A 17,999-nucleotide genomic window follows, 5' to 3' on the forward strand; every position below is an offset into this window, starting at 1 on the left:
GTTTGAAATCTAGGTAAAATCCTGTTAGAAATAGCGGGATTTTTTGATAAGAACAATATATGAAAAGTATTACAGTCAATCATCCTTACCGCCCAGATCTCTATCTTTTTATCTTACATACAGTATTGATGGCATGCAGCTTTTACCTTTGGAAGGTTTATCCATACATTCCAAACAAGCCAGATATGGGTGCTTTATTCTTTTTGATTATTTCTGTTTTGGGTGGATTTATTGGAATCGTCATCCTTGCGGTGACTTTGCCAAGATTAGACCGCACTGTGCGTTACTTAACGCTTTCAAAATTTGTTTTAAGTTTGGTGTATTGGTTGTCGAGCACAACCATTTTCGTTTTATTGGGCAGTACTAAATTTATATTCAATAATCCCCTCGTGCTATTTGTCTTCGTTTTTCTATTTTTTAGCAGCCTGTATTTTTCAGTAATTCGTGTTGCAGATATGCGTAAGAAAGATTGGCTCATTATCGGTGGAGTATTGGGTGGCCTTGTGTTGTTGTTCTTTTTGCCAAAACTTTAATCGCTAAATAAACCAGCTAAGGCCTCATGGGTTATTTAGAATAACGTCCTGATAATTCAATGAGACCGTTTGAAATATTAGTTAAATCACCAAGCTAAATCACTTCTTAATACATCAATGTGAAAAAGATCTGCTGTTGCACTCAATATCTCGTTTTAAATAAAGTTGAATAAGACTTGAGCAAATAAATCTCGGCATGCTAAAAATAACTCAACCTGAATAAAATGAAATACCTATGATGAATAAAAAATTACTTAGCTTTGGATTATTGATCCTATCTATTTCTTCTGCAAATGCTGGAACGGAAATGACTCATTCCCAAATCATCATTTCTTCACCTGATACCGTTGCAAGTTATGATTGCGCAGGACGCTCAGTGAATATTCCTGCTCCAGATAGCCGTATTACTCTAAAAGGCAGTTGCCCGATGATTACGGTTGCAGGTCCAAATACAACGGTCTATGTAGAATCAGTCAATAAAATCAATATTTATGGACCAAATTCGAAAGTGTATTATCAAAAAAGCACCCATCCATCACGCCAAGTCAGCATCAATGCCGTTGGTCCAGGAAGTGCAGCCTATAAACGTTAAATATTAAGTGAATGAAGTTGAATTTAGGCTTAAGACTTAAATCTATAGCCAATAATTCACCAATTCCCTATACTCAATCCAACAACACTCAACAAGAATGAAACTTATGAAATTGAAAGCATTCCTTTTGACTGGTCTTGCGGGTCTAACACTTTCTGCATGTACATCTGCACCAACGATTCCACAACTTGAAACAGGTGTATTACAAGAGGTTCAAAACATTGATGTCTACCCAGATACCACAGATAACAAAGCAAAACTGACTAAATTTGTAGATAAATGCGTGATTGAATTTACAGGCAATTTAGAAGAAGCAAAATCTGTTGAACAATGGTCATTTAAAGGCTTAACCCTAATTTCAGGTGGTACAGCAACCTTTGCCAAAGATGGTACAAGTTCAGCGCACAATTTTGATTTAAATGCGGCGGATGTACAGAAAAACTTCCTTGCATTACGCGGTCATTTTGCAAAAGATGCGCTTACACAATGTGAATAAATAATAAAAACCATATCTCCAAAATGGAGGTATGGTTTCATTTTTCGTTTAATCTTGAATCATAATCAGTTCAAACCCATAATTTTTAATCATGAAAATCGTAACTAGAACCACACCACAGCAACGCTCAAAACACATATAAGCCACTGTATTTTCATAAAATTACAATAATGCATTAACTTAACCATGTTTCCACACTTCAAACTTCCGCGTATCTGAGCTGTTATTGCATTGTGTGACTTATCGCACAAAACCACTTTTTGCTTTTTTTTACTCTTAAGATGTCCTCTGCTCCAAAAGCGCAAATGCTGAGTGCAACAGCAGCGTTCAATAAAAGAGGACAATTGCAAAGATGAAACCTTTATTTAAAACAACACTGATCACCGCAGCATTATTCGCAAGCACCCCACTATTTGCGAACACCGCAGTAGAAGCCAATGCGAAAGTTGAAACACAGCAACCGTCTGTACTGCAAAATCTAAAACAAGACATTAATCAGTCTGCGCATACAGCCGGTGACAAAATTGAAAAAGGCGTCGATAAGACCAAAACATTCACCCAAGAAAAGTGGCAAGACACCAAAGAATTCAGTGCTGACAAAAAGCAAGATGCAAAAAATAAATGGGCTGACCTAAAACAGTCTAAAGATGAAAAGTCAGATGCAGCGAAAGCCAAGATCGATGCCAAGGCTGAGCAAAATAAAGCTAAGCTTGATGAGCGCAAAGCACAGCTCGATGAAAAAGCTGCAAAAGACAAAGCAAAACTCGATGAACGTAAAAGCAATGTCGACAACAAAGTTAATCAAACCAAGAGTTATTTAGGTGAAAAAGCTCAGGAAGGTCGCCAATTTGCCAGTGAAAAATGGCAACAAACCAAAGCGAATTTCCAAAAAGGTCAAGAAGCTAATGTGAGTGGCAGTAGCAATGTACAGTTGCAAACGCCTGTCGCACAAGCTGAAGTCCATAGCTCACATGAAGCCAGCTTAGGTGCTCACAAATAAATAAACTGGCTTTCATACCCTCTCCTCCAGAGAGTAGGCTCACTCTTCTGTGGGCCTTTTTTTGCCTTCATCAAAATACAACCGTGTACAAAGCTGTCATTTGCTGTATTGATTTTGCTACGGCAAGTTTTTTTCGCTGCAATTTTTCCTATAATGCATTAAAACCATTCATCAGATAGAAAATCTATAAAATTCAGAGGTGAAGCTGTGAAGATTTCATTAAAAGCAACGTTATGCATAAGCTTAATATTCACGACACCCATGCTTTGGGCACAAGAAAAAACAGCAGCGCAAAGTACTGAGCAACAAGCGAAAAAGCCTGTGAGCCCTTATGGCGACAATCCAAATTTATTGCATGTGTGGGCCTATAAAGCCCAAGAAGGCGTGGTCGGTGCTGCTAAAAATATTGGTGAAATGACTGAACGTGGAATTTCTAAAATTAAGCCTTCGGTTGACCAAGCTTGGGACAATACGAAAACAGCTACACAAAATACAGTACAACAGGTTGATCAGGGCGCACAGCAAGCCACCCAAAACGTCAATGAAAAATTGAAGCAAACCCGTGAAAATATCACAGGCAAAACCAGCCAACCTGCGCCCATCAGCCAACAGTCGTTGAGTGAACCGTCTTCAGGCAACACGATTAATACGGCTCCAAGCAACAATGCGGGACAAAATAACAATCAATATCCACAAAGTAGTTATCCATCGAGTTCGACGTCTACGACGTATCCAGTGACTGATTTATAATTTAACACCACATTTAAAAGCTCAACTTTAGTTGGGCTTTTTTAAAACCAAAATTGAATGCTGTTGGTCTTTGACCTATGCCTATAAAAACAATGAATTAATGAGAAAAAAATGCGAATTTTATTTGGTATCTTGCTTGGTATTCTGCTCTGCGTTGGCTCTTTGATTGGCTTACAACGTTTTCCACAATTGTTAAAAAGTTATCCACAGTTGCAGGCCATTTTTCCCCAATTGTACGATTCATACCAATATAATCATGATGCCGAAGGTAAATTATTACAAACCTTAGAGATGCTAGATGACGAAGAATACAAATCGACTGAAGGCAATGAAGCGACACTGTATCAACTCGATGGTCAATGCAAAATAAACCTCTATGTTTTTGGTGAATCCAATCAATCCCTAACAAGTTTCTATTTTCACAATGATCAGATTTTACGTGCCTATGAGACAAATTTGATCTACCCAAATGGTGGCTTTAATCCTGTACCCAATACCAAAGATCCTTTTAAACTCGAAAAAAGTTATTTACGAATCATGATGCCAAACAGTATCAAGACTGAACTTGAATTTGAGCGGATCAAACATCACTTCAATGCTAAATTTTTGAAAAAATGCTGAAATTTAACTATTAAATTAAGCATTAATGCATTAATGCATTAAGCAGCTGGCTTAAGATATCGCCTACGTACAAACGATGCTGTACAGATTTGAATAAGCATCAACAGGCAAAATGGATAGTCAACCCAGACTGATAAATGATCAATATGCGCAACCTCTCCAAAGACAGAAAAATAGACCTGTCCCACAATAATAGGCACCACAACCAGCCATAGTCCCCAATACCAATAGCGATTTAAAAAATCAATAAGTGCTAAGACGAAATGCGCAATAAAAAATACCGAAACCAGCACAACTTGTAAGGTCGGCATGAATTTATGAACTTCAAAATCAGGATTCTGGAATAAATAATTTTCACTGATATTTAGTACATAACTGCACCATGCCCAAGTGATGCATGCGGTAAAAAGAATCAGCATGCAAAATATTCTTAAACTTTTTTTATTGGCAAGATCGACCTGCATAGACATTCCTATTTATACGGAGCTTTGTTCAAAAATAATATTCCTTAAACTCGATTTTAATTGACCTGTCGAATAACCATCCCCGCTTTAAAGGCCTCTACATTTTCCACCAATTGCTGCACAATGCGTTGTCGCGCATCGACGCTTCCCCATGCACTATGTGGGGTAATGATTAAATTTGGAATACTTGGGTCGAGCAACACATTGCCCTGCTTTGGTGGCTCAACCGTCAAGACATCGGTTGCTGCGCCTGCGATCGTCCCTAATTTTAATGCCTCGGCTAATGCCGATTCATTAACCACACCACCTCGTGCACAATTGATCACAAAGGCCGATGCTTTCATTTGAGCCAAGCTTTCATGATTGAGTAAATCACGGGTTTCCTCTGTTAAAGGGCAATGCAAACTCAGAAAATCAACCTGCGCTAACATCTCAGAAAAGGCCACTCGTTCAGCCGCCATGGGGCGATTCGGTAGTGCACCAATCATAATTTTCATGCCAAAAGCTTTAGCCAAATGTGCCACGGCTTGCCCCAATTCGCCATAGCCGACAATCCCCAAAGTCTTACCAGCCAGCTCAATAATTGGAAAATCTAGTAAGCAGAACTGATCTGCTTTTTGCCAATCTCCCTGTTGGACCGCCCGATCATACTGTCGAAATGATGTCGCCAAGTTCAACATTAACATCAAGGTATGCTGTGCCACCGCAGCGGTGCCATAAGCTTGGCAATTACACACCACGATGCCTTGTTGCTGTGCGTGTACAAGGTCAACGTTATTGGTGCCAGTGGCAGAAATTAAGATCAGTTTTAATTGCGGATTGAGCTGCATGTGCTCAGCATTGATGTGTACTTTATTGCTGATAATCACATCAGCCCCTTGTATGCGCTGAGCAACCTCTGCAGCCGTTGTTGCGGGATAGAGCGTCAAGTCATCAAACTGTGCTTCTAGTCCGCTAAAATCTAAGTCCTGTTTATCTAGAGACTGATAATCTAGAAATACCGCTTTCATGGCTGCTTCCCTTCTGGCCGATTATAAAAATTCGATTGTGAATGATTAAAACCTGTGATGCACCAAAGTGCAATCGAACAGCATATAAAAAAACCCGCTATTTCGCGGGTTTATCGAGATGATGTTGCAGTGAATTTCGAATTTTGAGTATGACATAAATGGTCAGTATCGTAAGTAACAACATACTGCTGCTAAAAATCAGTATGCTTGAACTAACCCCCTGTGCATAGGCTGAACCCATGGTCAGCACTAAGATGAATAATACAGCAAGCATCTGCGTTGAATGCATACTGATACCCCTCATATTCCTTATGATGTTTTGGGTAGTATGATTGTTTTTTATACTACCTTTCTCTCATCATAATCTCTTCCTACAAATTAGCAAGCTTTGGATTTTCAAACAAATGCCGAGCTTAAATCTGTTCGGGCTGCACCACAAACTGGCAAGACGCATCGGCGTTTTCGACAAAGAAGACTTGACCAAATTCATCGCTACTCAAACGCAGTTCTTTATAGTTCAGCGTGTAATAGCCCACATATTTCTGCATTAAAATCGGATGCATACCTACCGCTAGTTCATCTTGAGCTAAGACCAATTTCATTACCTGACGGTCATTCATCACCACCATGTAACGCTCATCTTGGACTTGTACGTATACCAGGCCTGTGCCCTTCGGCTGCAAAGGGATCAAAAACTTGTGATTCAGCGCAATCACACCGGCTGCATAGCTTTCAATTTTTTGGCTAATCACGTTAAACACTAAACCATGTTCAAACTGGTCGAGTAGTAGGCTACGATTTTCCTGTGGCAAAAAGGTCGTGATCCCCAACTTTTGCAGATCTTGCTCACTGACTTGTTTGTTATTAAACAATACCCGTAATAAGGTTTGTTTTTGTTTGGCATCAAAAAACTGAGGGTCAAGCTGAAACGAATTGCTTTTTAAAATTTCACCCAAGGCATCACGATGGCGTGTCAGTAAATTTTCGATGACTTTTCGATAATAAAATTTGCTGTTTTTCTTAACCCGACGCATTTTTTGATAAAAATACGGCGCATCAAAAGGATGTCTCAAGAAATCATTTAACAGTTCAGAACTCGCCAATACTGCAATGGCATCATGCCCTGTAAACGGCAGATGCAACACATGCACATGCGGAATTAAAGCCTGTAATTTTTCAAAGTGCGCGCGATCTTCTGGACAATAAGGATCATACACCACGATATATTCACGTGTAGTCGATACGTCTTCAGCAAGTACCCGCATATTGGCATGCAGATTGGGTTGAAAGAACATGCCATAGCGTGTATCGACAATGTCTTCTGGGTCGATGGAGTACTGCGGCACCATACTGACCACGCGCTGAAAACCAAATAAATTGGCATACTTAATGGCAGCATAGCCGCCCATGGAACCACCATAGGCAATACGCAGCTCAAATTGTTCGAGGATCGGCTTGATGGCTTGATACATCGGTTGCATTGACGATGCTGGAAACCACGATTTTTGTTTCGGCATCACACCGATCACATTAAAACCATATTTTTGCAAAGACTTCTCGGCATTGATGCTCAAGCCCTTGGCGCGGGTAATCAAATCACCGAAGGAGAAAATAAGCTCACGAGAACTACCGGGCTGAAAAATGACACGAATTTGATCATCTTCAAAAATGATGTGCTTTTCCATTGTACTTTGCTCCAGTCCTTGTTGCGTCACGCTTTTCCTTCCTTGTTGCATTCAAAGTTTATCTTGTTCCGAATATGCTATTTTATAGAGGCCATACAGATTAAAAAGTGCAGAATATGACACATTCAATACATCCTGCCGCACAACAAGGCTTTAGCTCTGCAGCTGAACTCTATCAACAAGCCCGCCCTGACTACCCGATTGAAATCAGTGCGTGGCTACAACAACATTTAGCTTTAGCCCCTCAAGCCCATCTGGTGGACTTAGGCTCAGGTACAGGCAAATTTCTCGAGTATATTCGCCCACTCAGTGAAAATATCACCGCGATCGAACCTGTGCATGAAATGCTGCAACAATTGCAGAAAAAACATCCGCATATTGCAACTTTAGCCGCCCAAAGTGATCAGATTCCACTGCATGATCATTCTGTGGCAGCGGTATTTTGTGCCCAGTCTTTTCATTGGTTTGCCACCCCTGAAACCCTCAATGAAATCAGTCGTATCTTAGTTCCCCATGGGGATCTTGTATTGATTTGGAACCAGCGTGATATCCAAGTCAATTGGGTCAAACAACTCGCTGATATCTTGAGTGTACTCGAAGGTGACACACCACGTTATCATAGTGGGCAATGGCAAAAAGTGTTTGAACAGCAGCAAACATTTAAATTAATTGCCGAAACCACCTTTCAACAATTGCATCATGGTACAGTGGAACACGTGGTTTCCAAACGATTATTGTCCACCAGTTTTATTGCAGCGTTAAACACGGATGAACAACAAAAACTGAAACAACAATTTGAAAATATCGTGGCTGAATCAACCCAAAAGACTGCACAGGATTTCATTGATTTTCCGTATATCACGCATGTCTATATCTTTAGAAAAACACATTAGGACACGATTATGCTCATGCCTATCTCTTTTAAAAAACTCAGTGTCATCTTCCTCATGGGTACAGTCTTAGGACTCTCTGCATGTGAAAAATCATCAAAAACGGTGGAACAAAATAGTGAAATCAGTTCCGACGATCAAATCATGAAAGAGCTGAATAGTGATCCTATTAAAAACTTTGCCAAGACCCCAGATGATCTACACGACCTCACGCTTCTGACACAATATGACGAGAGCTTTAGTCAAATTAGCGATGAGATGGAAGATGAGCTGATGAAACTGCGTGAGGAAGGCAAACTCACCGATGAATTTGCCACACAGCGTAAGCGTGACAACATCCAGTCAGCACTGAATATGCTCAAAGAACTCGAAATGAAAACTGAACAAGGCCGTTACATTCAAGGCTTGATGTACCAGTACTGGGACAATCAATCACAAATTTATCGTGAGAAAAATCAAGCAGCCGATGGTGAGTTGAAAAATCCTAGTGATAGTGTCAGAGGTCTCGGTCAGTTTATTCATGCTCAAGAACAATTGGGACATTGGCAGGAACAATATCCTGAACTACAAAAAACTCGACAACCTTAATTTTCACCCCTGTTGCAATCTATTCACCCAAATTCAACATGGATGAATGAGAAGGTGACACGAGCTTAAAACTCAACCTCAAGGGCAAATTCATGCCCTTGAGATGATTGCTCAATCTTAATTTGCGCTATGGTCGTTCAGCATATTGCGGTAAATCACCTGCGATATCATCCCATTCAGCTTTGGATGCGACAAAGATATGACAGGTCGGTTTCTGTGTCAGAGGCGTGTCTAAAGTGCCTATACGTAGGCTGTAATAATCAGGCGTTTCAGCCTTTATACTGATGATTGGCGAACCACACTCACTACAAAAACAACGCTGTGTGGTGGCCGTAGACGCATACTGTTTCAGAAACTGCTCGCCGGCCACAATTTTAAAATCTGCTTTGGCAATCGGGGCATTGGTCGCAAATGCTGTACCATTGGCTTTTCTGCACCGAGAACAATGGCATTGCACGATCTCACCGATCGGACCATTGATCTCATAACAAACCGCTCCACACAAGCAGCTTCCCGTATATTGTTCTTGTACGCGCATAGTGGTCTTTCTTAGAAGAATTTCATCTCAAAATATCACAACTCCTCAGCAAGATTGTGACAATTTGAAGCGCTTAGTTCCGCAAAGAAACCAGATAATTTTGAACCCCTTCACCCGCTGCTCGACCGGTCGCAAGGCATGCTGTCAGCAAATAGCCTCCTGTAGGCGCATCCCAATCCAACATTTCCCCGCAGACAAATACTGCAGGATTGCTCTTCAATTGTAAGCCATCATTTAGGACTGAACGCTTCACACCGCCTGCGCAGCTAATCGCCTCATCTATCGGGCGAAATCCATCAAGTTGAATATCTAAGTGCTTAATTTTCGCAGCAAGTAAGGCCGGCTCATACCATAAAGATTTATCCACCAGTTCACGGACCAGCGCAGCTTTCGCCACATCTAAACCGGCTTTACGCCAAACATTGGTTAAAGACTGCTTCTTTGAAGGCTGTAGTTTCTTTGCCAATTGCTCAACACTTTGATCTGGCAATAAGTCCAAAGTCAGCTGCATGAGCTGAGCAGATTTCACCTGTTGACGCAGAGCTCGACCTTGTTTGTAGATTAATCCACTTTCCAGTCCATAGTGTGAAATAATGATATCGCCTTGGGTCGGCTCGGCTTGATCGACCCATGCATTGACTCGCTTTAAGGGCTGTCCAAACACAGGCTGCATAAACTTCGACCAAACGCGTTCCACACCTGCATTACTGGCCTGAAAAGCTTCAATGCTCTCAGGCCGTAGCCATTTTTGCCATGCGCCATCACTGCCTAAACGTGACCAAGACACAGCCCCACATGCCATAATAATCGCATCAAAGCCAAACGCTTGGCTTGATCCATCAACAAGGTTTTGAATCGTTAGCTGATTAGAGCGTAAATCCAAAACTTGATGTCGATAATGAAACTGCACCCCGTCTAAACTGAGGCGTTTTAACCAGGCACGAAGCAAAGGCGCAGCTTTCATTTCAATAGGAAAGACCCGACCCGATGAACCAATATAGGTTTCAATACCCAGTCCCATCATCCATTGTTGAATCCATGCTGCATCCCACTGCTTAACCCATGGACTCAGCCATTCCACTTGATCATAGCGCTGTACAAATTGCTCAACGGGTTCTGCATGCGAAATATTCAGCCCCGTCTTGCCCGCCATTAGAAATTTACGGGCTGCCGATGGTTTTTGCTCATAAACATGAATGTCATAGTCAAATTGGCTAAGCACTTCCGCTGCCATCAATCCCGCAGGACCTGCCCCAATGATTGCAATACGCTGAGTCATGCCCGATTATTCCGCAGATGCTTCGGTGGGTTGAATACCTTGTAGCGGCTGAAAATCATCAAAACGTGTGGTGTAATCTACAGGCTTGGTAATGATTAGCTGCTGACAGAGTTCACCACGTTCAAGATATTTAATCTCAAAGTGTGTACGTGCTGAAGTCTCTGCAATGCGTTCTTTAACAAAAGGCAGCTTCCAAACATCAATTAACTGCTGCTGCGCCTCCTCAATGTATTCAGGAATATTACTCGCCAATGTAATCTGACCACCCGGCTGCAAACGCGACAATAAAAATTCAAAAAACGGCATATTTAACCAGCGCTGTGCAGGATTATGCGGTTCAGGGTTTGGATACAAAATAAAGAATTGCTGTACTTGCGCAGGATGTAAGGCATGTACTACCCAAGGCAATGCATCAGCATGAATTGGAGTTAAATTGCTTTGCCCTTCAAGTTGATGCTGCTTTTGCATTGCCACAAATTTTTCACGTGTCCGCTCAACAGCAATCAATTGAAATTCAGGGTGATTGGCTGAAAACAATAATGCATGTTTACCTTTACCAGCCCCAATTTCCACACAAATCGGTGTGGAATCAATCGGCTGAAAATCACGGGGAGCTCGCATACGCTGCGCTTGAAATTGACGAATAGGCATAAACAGATCAAACTAAACAGAACGGCATAAGTCTAACAACTGCGACTGTATTTGCCTAATTGAATCATCCGTTTTTGCTGGAGTTAAGCATGCCCACCACCATGAATTGTCCACGCTGCGGCGCATTGACGACTTGGGAAAATAATGAATACCGCCCATTCTGCTCAGATCGCTGCAAATTGATTGATCTTGGTGCTTGGGCCAATGACGAATATCGCCTGCCAACCCAAGATGCACCTCAAGCTGATGGTGGCCGTGAGGAAGATCAGTTCTAAATACGTTTAGCTCAAATTTAAATATAAAAAAGTTCCAATAAAAAAGGTCTAACCATGTAGACCTTTTTTTATTTTACCCAATCAAGTTAAAGCGTATTGCTTAACCCGCTTTACCAGCAACGAAAGGGTTATGTTGTTTTTCATAACCAATGGTACTCATTGGACCATGCCCTGAAATAAACTGGGTGTCATCCGGCAAGCTAAAACATTCACGCTGAATGGAGTCGAGCAATTGTTGATGGTTACCACGTGGAAAATCTGTCCGGCCTATCGAGCCTTTAAATAACACATCACCCGTCCAAAGCACGGCATATTTTGCGTTATAGAACATGATATGACCTGGTGTATGCCCCGGTGCAAAACGAACTTCAAACTCTTCTGCACCCAACTTCAAGGTTTCGCCGCCTTCCAACCATTGGGTCACATGGACATTGTCAGGGATCGGGAAACCATATTTCGCAGAAACTTCCTGAATCATGTCCAACCAAAACGCATCTTCTTTATGCGGGCCAATCACTGGAACATTCCAAGCTTGGGTTAATGCCCCAACCGCACCCGCATGGTCTAAATGGCCATGCGTTAACCACAAGGCTTTGACCGTTAAACCGAGCGCTTCAACTTCGGCTTTTAATTTTTCAGGCTCTCCCCCTGCATCAATCAAGACCGCTTCTTTCGACTCAGAGTCCCAAACAATGGAACAGTTTTGTTGAAATGCCGTAACGGGCACGATTTTAACTTGCAACATAGGGCGAAAACCTCAAGGCGATGAATGGGCTAATGTTTGCTTTAAGGCATCAAGATTAGCTTGAAGTAATAAATTGAGCAATGCGACATGATCATCCCGCGCGTTTAATGCAGGAATATAACCATATTCACCACCGCCTGCAGCTTGGAAAATTTCAGCATTTTGCAGCGCCAACTCTTCTAGCGTTTCCAAACAATCCGCTGAAAATGCAGGGCTCATAACCTGTACCGATTTCACGCCTTGTTTGCCCCATGCGTCCAAAGTGGCATCAGTATAAGGTTTCACCCATTCTTGCTTACCAAAGCGCGATTGGAAACTGATTTCATATTGATCTTCAGTTAAACCAAGCGCTTGCGCGACTAAATGTCCTGTTACACGGCAACGGTCAGCATAGGGATCACCCTTGTCTGCATAAGGCTGTGGAATGCCATGAAAAGACATCAATAACTTATCCGCGACCCCATGCTCCGCTTGATAATCACGCACACTTTGCGCTAAAGCTTGAATAAATAGCGGGTGCTGATAGTAATCACGAATAATACTCAAGCCCGGCAAATTGCGTTGCTGCGGAATCCATTGTGCGATCGCATCATATAGCGGTGCAGTCGATGTTGCTGAATATTGTGGGAATAGTGGAAACAGGACGATGTGGTCTTGTGGCTGCTGTGCCAATTGATCTAAAGCTGCTTGAATGCCTGGATTACCATAAGTCATGGCCGGAATCACATTCAGTTCAAATTCTGGATATTTTGCTGTGAGATGCTGTTTTACTGCGGCAACTTGCTCAAATAAAATTTCACGCATGGGTGAATCATTACCCCAAACCATTTCATAAGCATGTGCAACACGTTTAGGGCGAAATGGCAAAATAAACAAACGTAGAATGATTTGCCAAATCGGTTTCGGGATTTCAATCACCCGCTGATCTGACAAAAACTGTTGCAGAAAACGACGCACTGCGGGCACAGTTGGCGCATCAGGCGTGCCTAAGTTCGCCAGAATAATGGTGACTTTAGCTTTCTCGACAGGCAACATTACACTTTTTCCATCAATTTGAATGACGCTAATGTAGCAGCTTTTTATCCATTTAATAAAATTGATTAATATGCAGATTTAAATTGAAAAACTCGATCATTATCAAGCAAATTACTTTCTAACAATTTTTGACCTTTACTGGTTACTTGCCACAACATCCGCTGACGGTCATCTCGGCCATTGGGCACAATCCAGTCATTCTGCCGCATCTGGCTTTTAATGCTGTGTAAAGCACGAATATTCACTTGTGCCCGCGCAACCGCATGAGCACGTGGCATCTCAATACGTGCATCATCCAGACCTGTTTCATTCAAAAACTCATTCATACGTTTAGAGAAGAATTCTTCAGGGGTTGGATTAACAAAGGTTGCGCCTAAAATCGACAAGAGCTGCGCCCACGTCATTTTCTTCTGTACTTTTAATTCTTTGAAATTACCATCTTGATAAGCGTGCATGCGGTATTCAAATGAAAATAGTTCATGCATCGACACTTTTGGTAAAGATAGGAATGGATCAACTTCGCGTTTTCCAGACTCTGTTTCGAGTTGAACTAACTGGGCTTTTAAACGATCAATTTCATCATGTAAAGCTTGAGTATTCTGTGGGCGTACCCAACCTGTAACAGGATAGCGTTCTAGCATTTGTGGCATGTTCAATCGAACTGCCATTTCTAAATCACGCAAACTACGATAGGTAAAAACTTGATCCACTTCATTTTGTAATAGTTTTCTAAATTCTTTAAATTTTTCACGAAGTTCAGGTTTAGCATCATGTAACGCATCATCACGTGAATCTGGATCATCATGCATAAACACAATGACGGGTTTTTGCTTGGTCACCGCATAGATGTATTCAAGGTGCATATAGCCCACACCAGACACAGACTGCTCACCGTATTGACTACCCAATAAAATCATCACATAGTCACAATCGTCAATTTGACGACGTGCAAAAGCAGTGCTCAATGGTGTGCGTTGTTCTAGCCCCCATGAGAAAAACCCCATTCCCACAAGCGTCTGAGCCAAAATGATCCGTTCTGGCTGCATTTCGCTACCAGATGTGGAAATGAATACTTGATAACGCTTATCGAGCATTAGTGATCCTCTCCCGCTGCATAACGCACTCAGCATCGAATTGATCTTAGCTGGAAAATGCGACATGACTACCCCAATAAAAAACTAATTTTTTCATTTAACGTTGTCCAAAATGACTGATTTAGTCTTCTGAACTTATAAGTCCGATGTTGGCAATGTTCCAAGAAATATCATCTTGAATCAGGCGCGCCACAACCGGTTTTAAATTTTCCGCATTATTGCCACTGACATAGCATTCTATACGCAAACAATTTTCTCTTTTCTGATCAAATAATAACTCATTTTTAATCAAAATTCGGGCTGTTTGTCGTGCAACTGCAAAACCTGAGTCAATTAATGTCAGCTTCTGACCAAAAATATACTGAATTGCCGATTTTAGGAAGGGGTAATGCGTACATCCAAGCACTAAATAATCTGCACCGGCATCTACAACTGGCTGTAATATCTCGGTTAATGTCTGCAGGCAAGGCTCAGTCATTTGCGCACCTGCTTCAACAAAGGGCACCAATTCCAGACTGGTCACTGACAAAACTTGCACCCCTGCAGGTTCAGCAAAACGATGCATCACATCTTTAATCAACTTTCCACGAAATGTCGCAGGCGTTGCGAGGACAGCCACAGTTTTACTTTTGGTCTGTAATACCGCGGGTTTTAAGGCTGGAACCAAGCCAATAATCGGAAAATTTTCACCGTAGTGTTCACGCAAATAATCCAAACTAAATGCCGATGCCGTATTGCATGCCACCACCGCGACTTTACACCCCTGACGGTATAACCACTCAATCGCATGTGCAGTCAGTTCACGGATGTCCTGATCTTGACGCGGGCCATAAGGGACATGTGCCGTATCTGCAAAATAAACAATCCGTTCATTCGGTAAATAACGTGCAATTTCCAACGCAACAGACAAACCACCAATACCTGAGTCAAATACCCCAATAGGCGCATCAGCAGTCGCTTTTGGCATGGGTACATTTAAGGGGTAAATGGGATGAATGGCGGTCATAGGGTCACTTTAATTTAGATTCAGAATGACAAGGTGGAAAGCTTAAACCTCAGGTGCCTAATTGCAAGTGCAAATCACCACTTTGTAACACTAAAATGGACTCCCCTTGCTCATTTTCAAGCAGCTCACCCATCTCGACTAAATGAAAAAAAGCTGCACGTTGAATTAAGGCATTTATACCAAAACGAACATGCACATAAGGACGTAGTTCACCCTGATATTCACGCATAAAAATCGGATGTTCCTGATCAACAATAATCAGGTCTTGGGTGGTTGTGGTGAATTGAATATAGTTTTTAGCGTCAATCTCAACGTGATCCACCTGATTGACAAATAAAGGCTCATCTTCCACCTGTATTTCAATTTGTTCCACAGGGGTTTTTAAATAGAATTTCCCATCTTCTTTCCAAAGCACGGTTGAGAACAGATCTATGAGCGCTTGTCGCTTGATCAATTGACCATCGTGCCACCATTCTCCATTAGCTAAAACCTTCAAATCCATTGCACCACAATGCTTTGGATGCCATTGATCTAATGGGGGGATTGACCTTTTGTGACCGGACTGTCCATCTTTTAAGTATTGTGCAATGTTCATTAAATTTCTATCATCCCTATTAATGAATTTTTTCGTCGGGTTTTCGTTCAATTGCTGCTTCATCCGCCTAATAAATACCTTAGTGACGGAAAAATAATATGATTCAGCCAATTGGCTAGAACTCGGTTTAAAACTATACTAGCCCACAATATCAAAGACACGATAGAAAAATTGTGTCTGGGCATTAAGAACACTCATGGCAGCACCATTTAAATGAATTGAATGGATGCCACCTTCCGAAATATGAGGAGTCCTACATGGAACACATCGAACGTGAATCGATGGAGTTTGACGTAGTTATCGTCGGTGCAGGTCCTGCCGGCCTATCTGCTGCGATTAAAATTCGTCAACTTGCAATTGAAAATAACCTAAACGATCTGTCCGTTTGTGTCGTGGAAAAGGGCTCCGAAGTGGGTGCGCATATTCTATCGGGTGCTGTGCTTGAACCCCGCGCGATGAATGAATTGTTCCCAGATTGGAAAGAACAAGGTGCACCTTTAAATGTGCCTGTGACTGAAGATAAAACCTTCTTCTTATTGTCAGATGAAAAATCACAAGAAGCACCGCATTGGATGGTGCCAAAAACCATGCATAACGATGGCAACTATGTTATTTCGTTAGGTAACGTGGTTCGCTGGTTAGGTGCTAAAGCTGAAGAATTAGAAGTGTCTATTTTCCCAGGCTTTGCAGCATCTGAAATTCTTTACCATGAAGACGGGACTGTGAAAGGTATTCAGACTGGCGACATGGGTATTGGTAAAGATGGCGAACCAACGCACAACTTTACCCCTGGCTATGAACTTCATGCGAAATACACATTATTTGCTGAAGGCTGTCGTGGTCATTTAGGTAAACGTTTAATCCAAAAATTCAACTTGGATAAAGATGCCGATCCACAACATTACGGTATTGGTATTAAAGAATTATGGGAAATAGATCCTGCTAAACATAAACCAGGTTTGGTGATGCACGGTGCAGGTTGGCCTTTAAGTGAAACAGGTTCTTCAGGCGGTTGGTGGTTATACCACGCTGAAAACAACCAAGTGACTTTGGGCATGATCGTTGACTTATCATATACCAATCCACACATGTATCCATTTATGGAAATGCAACGTTGGAAAACACATCCACTGATCAAGCAATATCTTGAGGGTGGTAAACGTATTTCTTATGGCGCACGTGCGGTTGTAAAAGGTGGTTTCAACTCTCTACCTAAATTCACTTTCCCAGGTGGTAGCTTAATTGGTGATGACGCAGGTTTCCTAAACTTTGCAAAAATCAAAGGCTCTCACACTGCCATGAAATCAGGCATGCTGTGCGGTGAAGCTGTATTTGAAGCGATTGCTGCGGGTGTGGAAAAAGGTGGTGACCTTGCCATTGCACGTGTAACTGAAGGTGAAGACTTCTTCACAAAAGAGTTAACTGCGTACACAGACAAGTTTAACAACAGTTGGTTGAAAGAAGAGTTATATAACTCTCGTAACTTCGGCCCTGCTATGCATAAGTTTGGTCAATGGATGGGTGGTGCGTTCAACTTTGTTGATCAAAACATCTTTAAAGTGCCATTTACACTACATGACTTACAGCCAGACTTCAGCGCTTTAAAAACTGTTGATGCTGCGAACTTCAAACCGAATTATCCAAAACCAGATGGTAAAATAACATTTGACCGTTTGTCTTCAGTATTCGTATCGAATACCGTTCATGAAGAAAACCAGCCTGCTCACTTGAAACTGACAGATGCGTCTATTCCAGTAAATGTGAACTTACCAAAATGGGATGAGCCTGCTCAGCGCTACTGCCCTGCTGGTGTTTATGAAATTATGGAAGAGAATGACGGCTCTAAGCGTTTCCAAATTAACGCAGCAAACTGTGTTCACTGTAAGACGTGTGATATCAAAGATCCGTCTCAAAACATTACTTGGGTAACACCTGAGGGTGGCGGTGGTCCGAACTATCCGAATATGTAATCTTTTTGAGATTGAAATAAACCCGCTTAATGCGGGTTTATTTTTTAATAGACAATAGATCTCTTTCATAAATCAAAAAACGATCTTCTTTTTGGTTAATATTTGCACTCCGGATTTCTTAGCATTCGTGCATAATCTGCGGATGAAATACATCGATTCAAACAAGCTTTCTGATCCTCAGT

General features: G+C 41.7%; 22 protein-coding genes. 10 read left to right on the forward strand and 12 right to left on the reverse strand.

The annotated features are described in order from the left end of the window. Positions 1 to 59 precede the first annotated feature (59 nt). The 6 genes from FTV38_RS02665 to FTV38_RS02690 all read left to right on the forward strand — a co-directional run bounded on the left by FTV38_RS02665 (position 60) and on the right by FTV38_RS02690 (position 3,992). Complete coding sequence (locus tag FTV38_RS02665; RefSeq protein WP_180007118.1) at positions 60 to 533, forward strand: hypothetical protein; 474 nt, start codon at positions 60 to 62, stop codon at positions 531 to 533. 235 nt (positions 534 to 768) lie between these two features. Further along, complete coding sequence (locus FTV38_RS02670; RefSeq protein WP_078192788.1) at positions 769 to 1,125, forward strand: DUF3060 domain-containing protein; 357 nt, start codon at positions 769 to 771, stop codon at positions 1,123 to 1,125. A 106-nt stretch (positions 1,126 to 1,231) separates the two neighbouring features. Further along, on the forward strand, positions 1,232 to 1,621 hold the full coding sequence (locus tag FTV38_RS02675) for a hypothetical protein (RefSeq protein WP_078189759.1): 390 nt from the start codon (positions 1,232 to 1,234) through the stop codon (positions 1,619 to 1,621). A 352-nt stretch (positions 1,622 to 1,973) separates the two neighbouring features. Further along, entirely contained in the window at positions 1,974 to 2,621 is a 648-nt protein-coding gene (locus FTV38_RS02680; protein ID WP_180007117.1) for a hypothetical protein, read from the forward strand. Between the two features lie 261 nt (positions 2,622 to 2,882). Next, positions 2,883 to 3,371: a hypothetical protein gene (locus tag FTV38_RS02685; RefSeq protein ID WP_180021197.1), complete on the forward strand. Its 489-nt coding sequence runs from the start codon at positions 2,883 to 2,885 to the stop codon at positions 3,369 to 3,371. A 111-nt stretch (positions 3,372 to 3,482) separates the two neighbouring features. Then, positions 3,483 to 3,992 (forward strand): hypothetical protein, encoded by a 510-nt coding sequence (locus tag FTV38_RS02690; protein ID WP_180021162.1) that lies wholly within the window; start codon positions 3,483 to 3,485, stop codon positions 3,990 to 3,992. Positions 3,993 to 4,030: 38 nt separating this feature from the next. Here FTV38_RS02690 and FTV38_RS02695 read toward each other — a convergent pair whose 3' ends face one another. From FTV38_RS02695 to FTV38_RS02710, 4 genes are all read right to left on the reverse strand, one after another. Further along, a complete protein-coding gene (locus FTV38_RS02695; protein WP_180021164.1) occupies positions 4,031 to 4,456 on the reverse strand; it encodes a hypothetical protein in 426 nt (141 codons plus the stop codon). Between the two features lie 56 nt (positions 4,457 to 4,512). Beyond that, positions 4,513 to 5,466, reverse strand: coding sequence for a 2-hydroxyacid dehydrogenase (locus tag FTV38_RS02700; RefSeq protein WP_180021166.1), 954 nt, complete (start codon positions 5,464 to 5,466; stop codon positions 4,513 to 4,515). Between the two features lie 97 nt (positions 5,467 to 5,563). After that, on the reverse strand, positions 5,564 to 5,755 hold the full coding sequence (locus FTV38_RS02705) for a hypothetical protein (RefSeq protein WP_078189765.1): 192 nt from the start codon (positions 5,753 to 5,755) through the stop codon (positions 5,564 to 5,566). A 124-nt stretch (positions 5,756 to 5,879) separates the two neighbouring features. Beyond that, on the reverse strand, positions 5,880 to 7,151 hold the full coding sequence (locus FTV38_RS02710) for an alpha/beta fold hydrolase (protein WP_180021198.1): 1,272 nt from the start codon (positions 7,149 to 7,151) through the stop codon (positions 5,880 to 5,882). A gap of 116 nt (positions 7,152 to 7,267) precedes the next feature. Here FTV38_RS02710 and FTV38_RS02715 point away from each other — a divergent pair, with 116 nt between their 5' ends. Continuing rightward, on the forward strand, positions 7,268 to 8,044 hold the full coding sequence (locus tag FTV38_RS02715; RefSeq protein WP_180007106.1) for a class I SAM-dependent methyltransferase: 777 nt from the start codon (positions 7,268 to 7,270) through the stop codon (positions 8,042 to 8,044). 9 nt (positions 8,045 to 8,053) lie between these two features. Further along, complete coding sequence (locus tag FTV38_RS02720; RefSeq protein WP_306669472.1) at positions 8,054 to 8,629, forward strand: hypothetical protein; 576 nt, start codon at positions 8,054 to 8,056, stop codon at positions 8,627 to 8,629. Positions 8,630 to 8,756: 127 nt separating this feature from the next. Here FTV38_RS02720 and FTV38_RS02725 read toward each other — a convergent pair whose 3' ends face one another. The 3 genes from FTV38_RS02725 to FTV38_RS02735 form a co-directional block, all read right to left on the reverse strand. Further along, positions 8,757 to 9,167 (reverse strand): GFA family protein, encoded by a 411-nt coding sequence (locus FTV38_RS02725; RefSeq protein WP_180021168.1) that lies wholly within the window; start codon positions 9,165 to 9,167, stop codon positions 8,757 to 8,759. A gap of 73 nt (positions 9,168 to 9,240) precedes the next feature. Beyond that, the gene (locus tag FTV38_RS02730; protein ID WP_180021170.1) at positions 9,241 to 10,446 is read right to left on the reverse strand and encodes a TIGR03862 family flavoprotein; all 1,206 of its coding nucleotides are present in this window, start codon (positions 10,444 to 10,446) and stop codon (positions 9,241 to 9,243) included. 6 nt (positions 10,447 to 10,452) lie between these two features. Beyond that, on the reverse strand, positions 10,453 to 11,103 hold the full coding sequence (locus tag FTV38_RS02735; RefSeq protein WP_180021202.1) for an SAM-dependent methyltransferase: 651 nt from the start codon (positions 11,101 to 11,103) through the stop codon (positions 10,453 to 10,455). A gap of 83 nt (positions 11,104 to 11,186) precedes the next feature. Here FTV38_RS02735 and FTV38_RS02740 point away from each other — a divergent pair, with 83 nt between their 5' ends. Further along, a complete protein-coding gene (locus FTV38_RS02740) occupies positions 11,187 to 11,372 on the forward strand; it encodes a DNA gyrase inhibitor YacG (RefSeq protein WP_078189771.1) in 186 nt (61 codons plus the stop codon). A 100-nt stretch (positions 11,373 to 11,472) separates the two neighbouring features. Here the strand turns inward: FTV38_RS02740 and FTV38_RS02745 are convergent, their stop codons facing one another. The 5 genes from FTV38_RS02745 to FTV38_RS02765 all read right to left on the reverse strand — a co-directional run bounded on the left by FTV38_RS02745 (position 11,473) and on the right by FTV38_RS02765 (position 15,910). Continuing rightward, positions 11,473 to 12,117: an MBL fold metallo-hydrolase gene (locus FTV38_RS02745; RefSeq protein ID WP_180021172.1), complete on the reverse strand. Its 645-nt coding sequence runs from the start codon at positions 12,115 to 12,117 to the stop codon at positions 11,473 to 11,475. A 12-nt stretch (positions 12,118 to 12,129) separates the two neighbouring features. Next, a complete protein-coding gene (gene hemH, locus FTV38_RS02750) occupies positions 12,130 to 13,152 on the reverse strand; it encodes a ferrochelatase (protein WP_180021175.1) in 1,023 nt (340 codons plus the stop codon). 65 nt (positions 13,153 to 13,217) lie between these two features. Then, complete coding sequence (locus tag FTV38_RS02755) at positions 13,218 to 14,246, reverse strand: DUF4062 domain-containing protein (RefSeq protein WP_067764038.1); 1,029 nt, start codon at positions 14,244 to 14,246, stop codon at positions 13,218 to 13,220. Between the two features lie 121 nt (positions 14,247 to 14,367). Then, positions 14,368 to 15,252 (reverse strand): glutamate racemase, encoded by an 885-nt coding sequence (gene murI, locus FTV38_RS02760; protein WP_180021177.1) that lies wholly within the window; start codon positions 15,250 to 15,252, stop codon positions 14,368 to 14,370. Positions 15,253 to 15,301: 49 nt separating this feature from the next. Next, the gene (locus tag FTV38_RS02765) at positions 15,302 to 15,910 is read right to left on the reverse strand and encodes a DUF1285 domain-containing protein (protein ID WP_168377951.1); all 609 of its coding nucleotides are present in this window, start codon (positions 15,908 to 15,910) and stop codon (positions 15,302 to 15,304) included. A 194-nt stretch (positions 15,911 to 16,104) separates the two neighbouring features. Between FTV38_RS02765 and FTV38_RS02770 the strand changes: the two genes are divergently transcribed. After that, on the forward strand, positions 16,105 to 17,817 hold the full coding sequence (locus FTV38_RS02770) for an electron transfer flavoprotein-ubiquinone oxidoreductase (protein WP_168377952.1): 1,713 nt from the start codon (positions 16,105 to 16,107) through the stop codon (positions 17,815 to 17,817). The last annotated feature ends 182 nt before the right edge of the window (positions 17,818 to 17,999 follow it).

The organism is Acinetobacter sp. YH16044 (assembly GCF_013417145.1).
Taxonomy (GTDB): domain Bacteria; phylum Pseudomonadota; class Gammaproteobacteria; order Pseudomonadales; family Moraxellaceae; genus Acinetobacter; species Acinetobacter amyesii.

Bases quoted from the DNA above. Each gene is read 5' to 3' on its own strand.
- FTV38_RS02665 (WP_180007118.1), top strand. From the start codon at position 60: ATGAAAAGTATTACAGTCAATCATCCTTACCGCCCAGATCTCTATCTT.
- FTV38_RS02670 (WP_078192788.1), top strand. From the start codon at position 769: ATGATGAATAAAAAATTACTTAGCTTTGGATTATTGATCCTATCTATT.
- FTV38_RS02675 (WP_078189759.1), top strand. From the start codon at position 1,232: ATGAAATTGAAAGCATTCCTTTTGACTGGTCTTGCGGGTCTAACACTT.
- FTV38_RS02680 (WP_180007117.1), top strand. From the start codon at position 1,974: ATGAAACCTTTATTTAAAACAACACTGATCACCGCAGCATTATTCGCA.
- FTV38_RS02685 (WP_180021197.1), top strand. From the start codon at position 2,883: ATGCTTTGGGCACAAGAAAAAACAGCAGCGCAAAGTACTGAGCAACAA.
- FTV38_RS02690 (WP_180021162.1), top strand. From the start codon at position 3,483: ATGCGAATTTTATTTGGTATCTTGCTTGGTATTCTGCTCTGCGTTGGC.
- FTV38_RS02695 (WP_180021164.1), bottom strand. From the start codon at position 4,456: ATGCAGGTCGATCTTGCCAATAAAAAAAGTTTAAGAATATTTTGCATG.
- FTV38_RS02700 (WP_180021166.1), bottom strand. From the start codon at position 5,466: ATGAAAGCGGTATTTCTAGATTATCAGTCTCTAGATAAACAGGACTTA.
- FTV38_RS02705 (WP_078189765.1), bottom strand. From the start codon at position 5,755: ATGCATTCAACGCAGATGCTTGCTGTATTATTCATCTTAGTGCTGACC.
- FTV38_RS02710 (WP_180021198.1), bottom strand. From the start codon at position 7,151: ATGGAAAAGCACATCATTTTTGAAGATGATCAAATTCGTGTCATTTTT.
- FTV38_RS02715 (WP_180007106.1), top strand. From the start codon at position 7,268: ATGACACATTCAATACATCCTGCCGCACAACAAGGCTTTAGCTCTGCA.
- FTV38_RS02720 (WP_306669472.1), top strand. From the start codon at position 8,054: ATGCTCATGCCTATCTCTTTTAAAAAACTCAGTGTCATCTTCCTCATG.
- FTV38_RS02725 (WP_180021168.1), bottom strand. From the start codon at position 9,167: ATGCGCGTACAAGAACAATATACGGGAAGCTGCTTGTGTGGAGCGGTT.
- FTV38_RS02730 (WP_180021170.1), bottom strand. From the start codon at position 10,446: ATGACTCAGCGTATTGCAATCATTGGGGCAGGTCCTGCGGGATTGATG.
- FTV38_RS02740 (WP_078189771.1), top strand. From the start codon at position 11,187: ATGCCCACCACCATGAATTGTCCACGCTGCGGCGCATTGACGACTTGG.
- FTV38_RS02745 (WP_180021172.1), bottom strand. From the start codon at position 12,117: ATGTTGCAAGTTAAAATCGTGCCCGTTACGGCATTTCAACAAAACTGT.
- hemH (WP_180021175.1), bottom strand. From the start codon at position 13,152: ATGTTGCCTGTCGAGAAAGCTAAAGTCACCATTATTCTGGCGAACTTA.
- FTV38_RS02755 (WP_067764038.1), bottom strand. From the start codon at position 14,246: ATGCTCGATAAGCGTTATCAAGTATTCATTTCCACATCTGGTAGCGAA.
- murI (WP_180021177.1), bottom strand. From the start codon at position 15,252: ATGACCGCCATTCATCCCATTTACCCCTTAAATGTACCCATGCCAAAA.
- FTV38_RS02765 (WP_168377951.1), bottom strand. From the start codon at position 15,910: ATGAAGCAGCAATTGAACGAAAACCCGACGAAAAAATTCATTAATAGG.
- FTV38_RS02770 (WP_168377952.1), top strand. From the start codon at position 16,105: ATGGAACACATCGAACGTGAATCGATGGAGTTTGACGTAGTTATCGTC.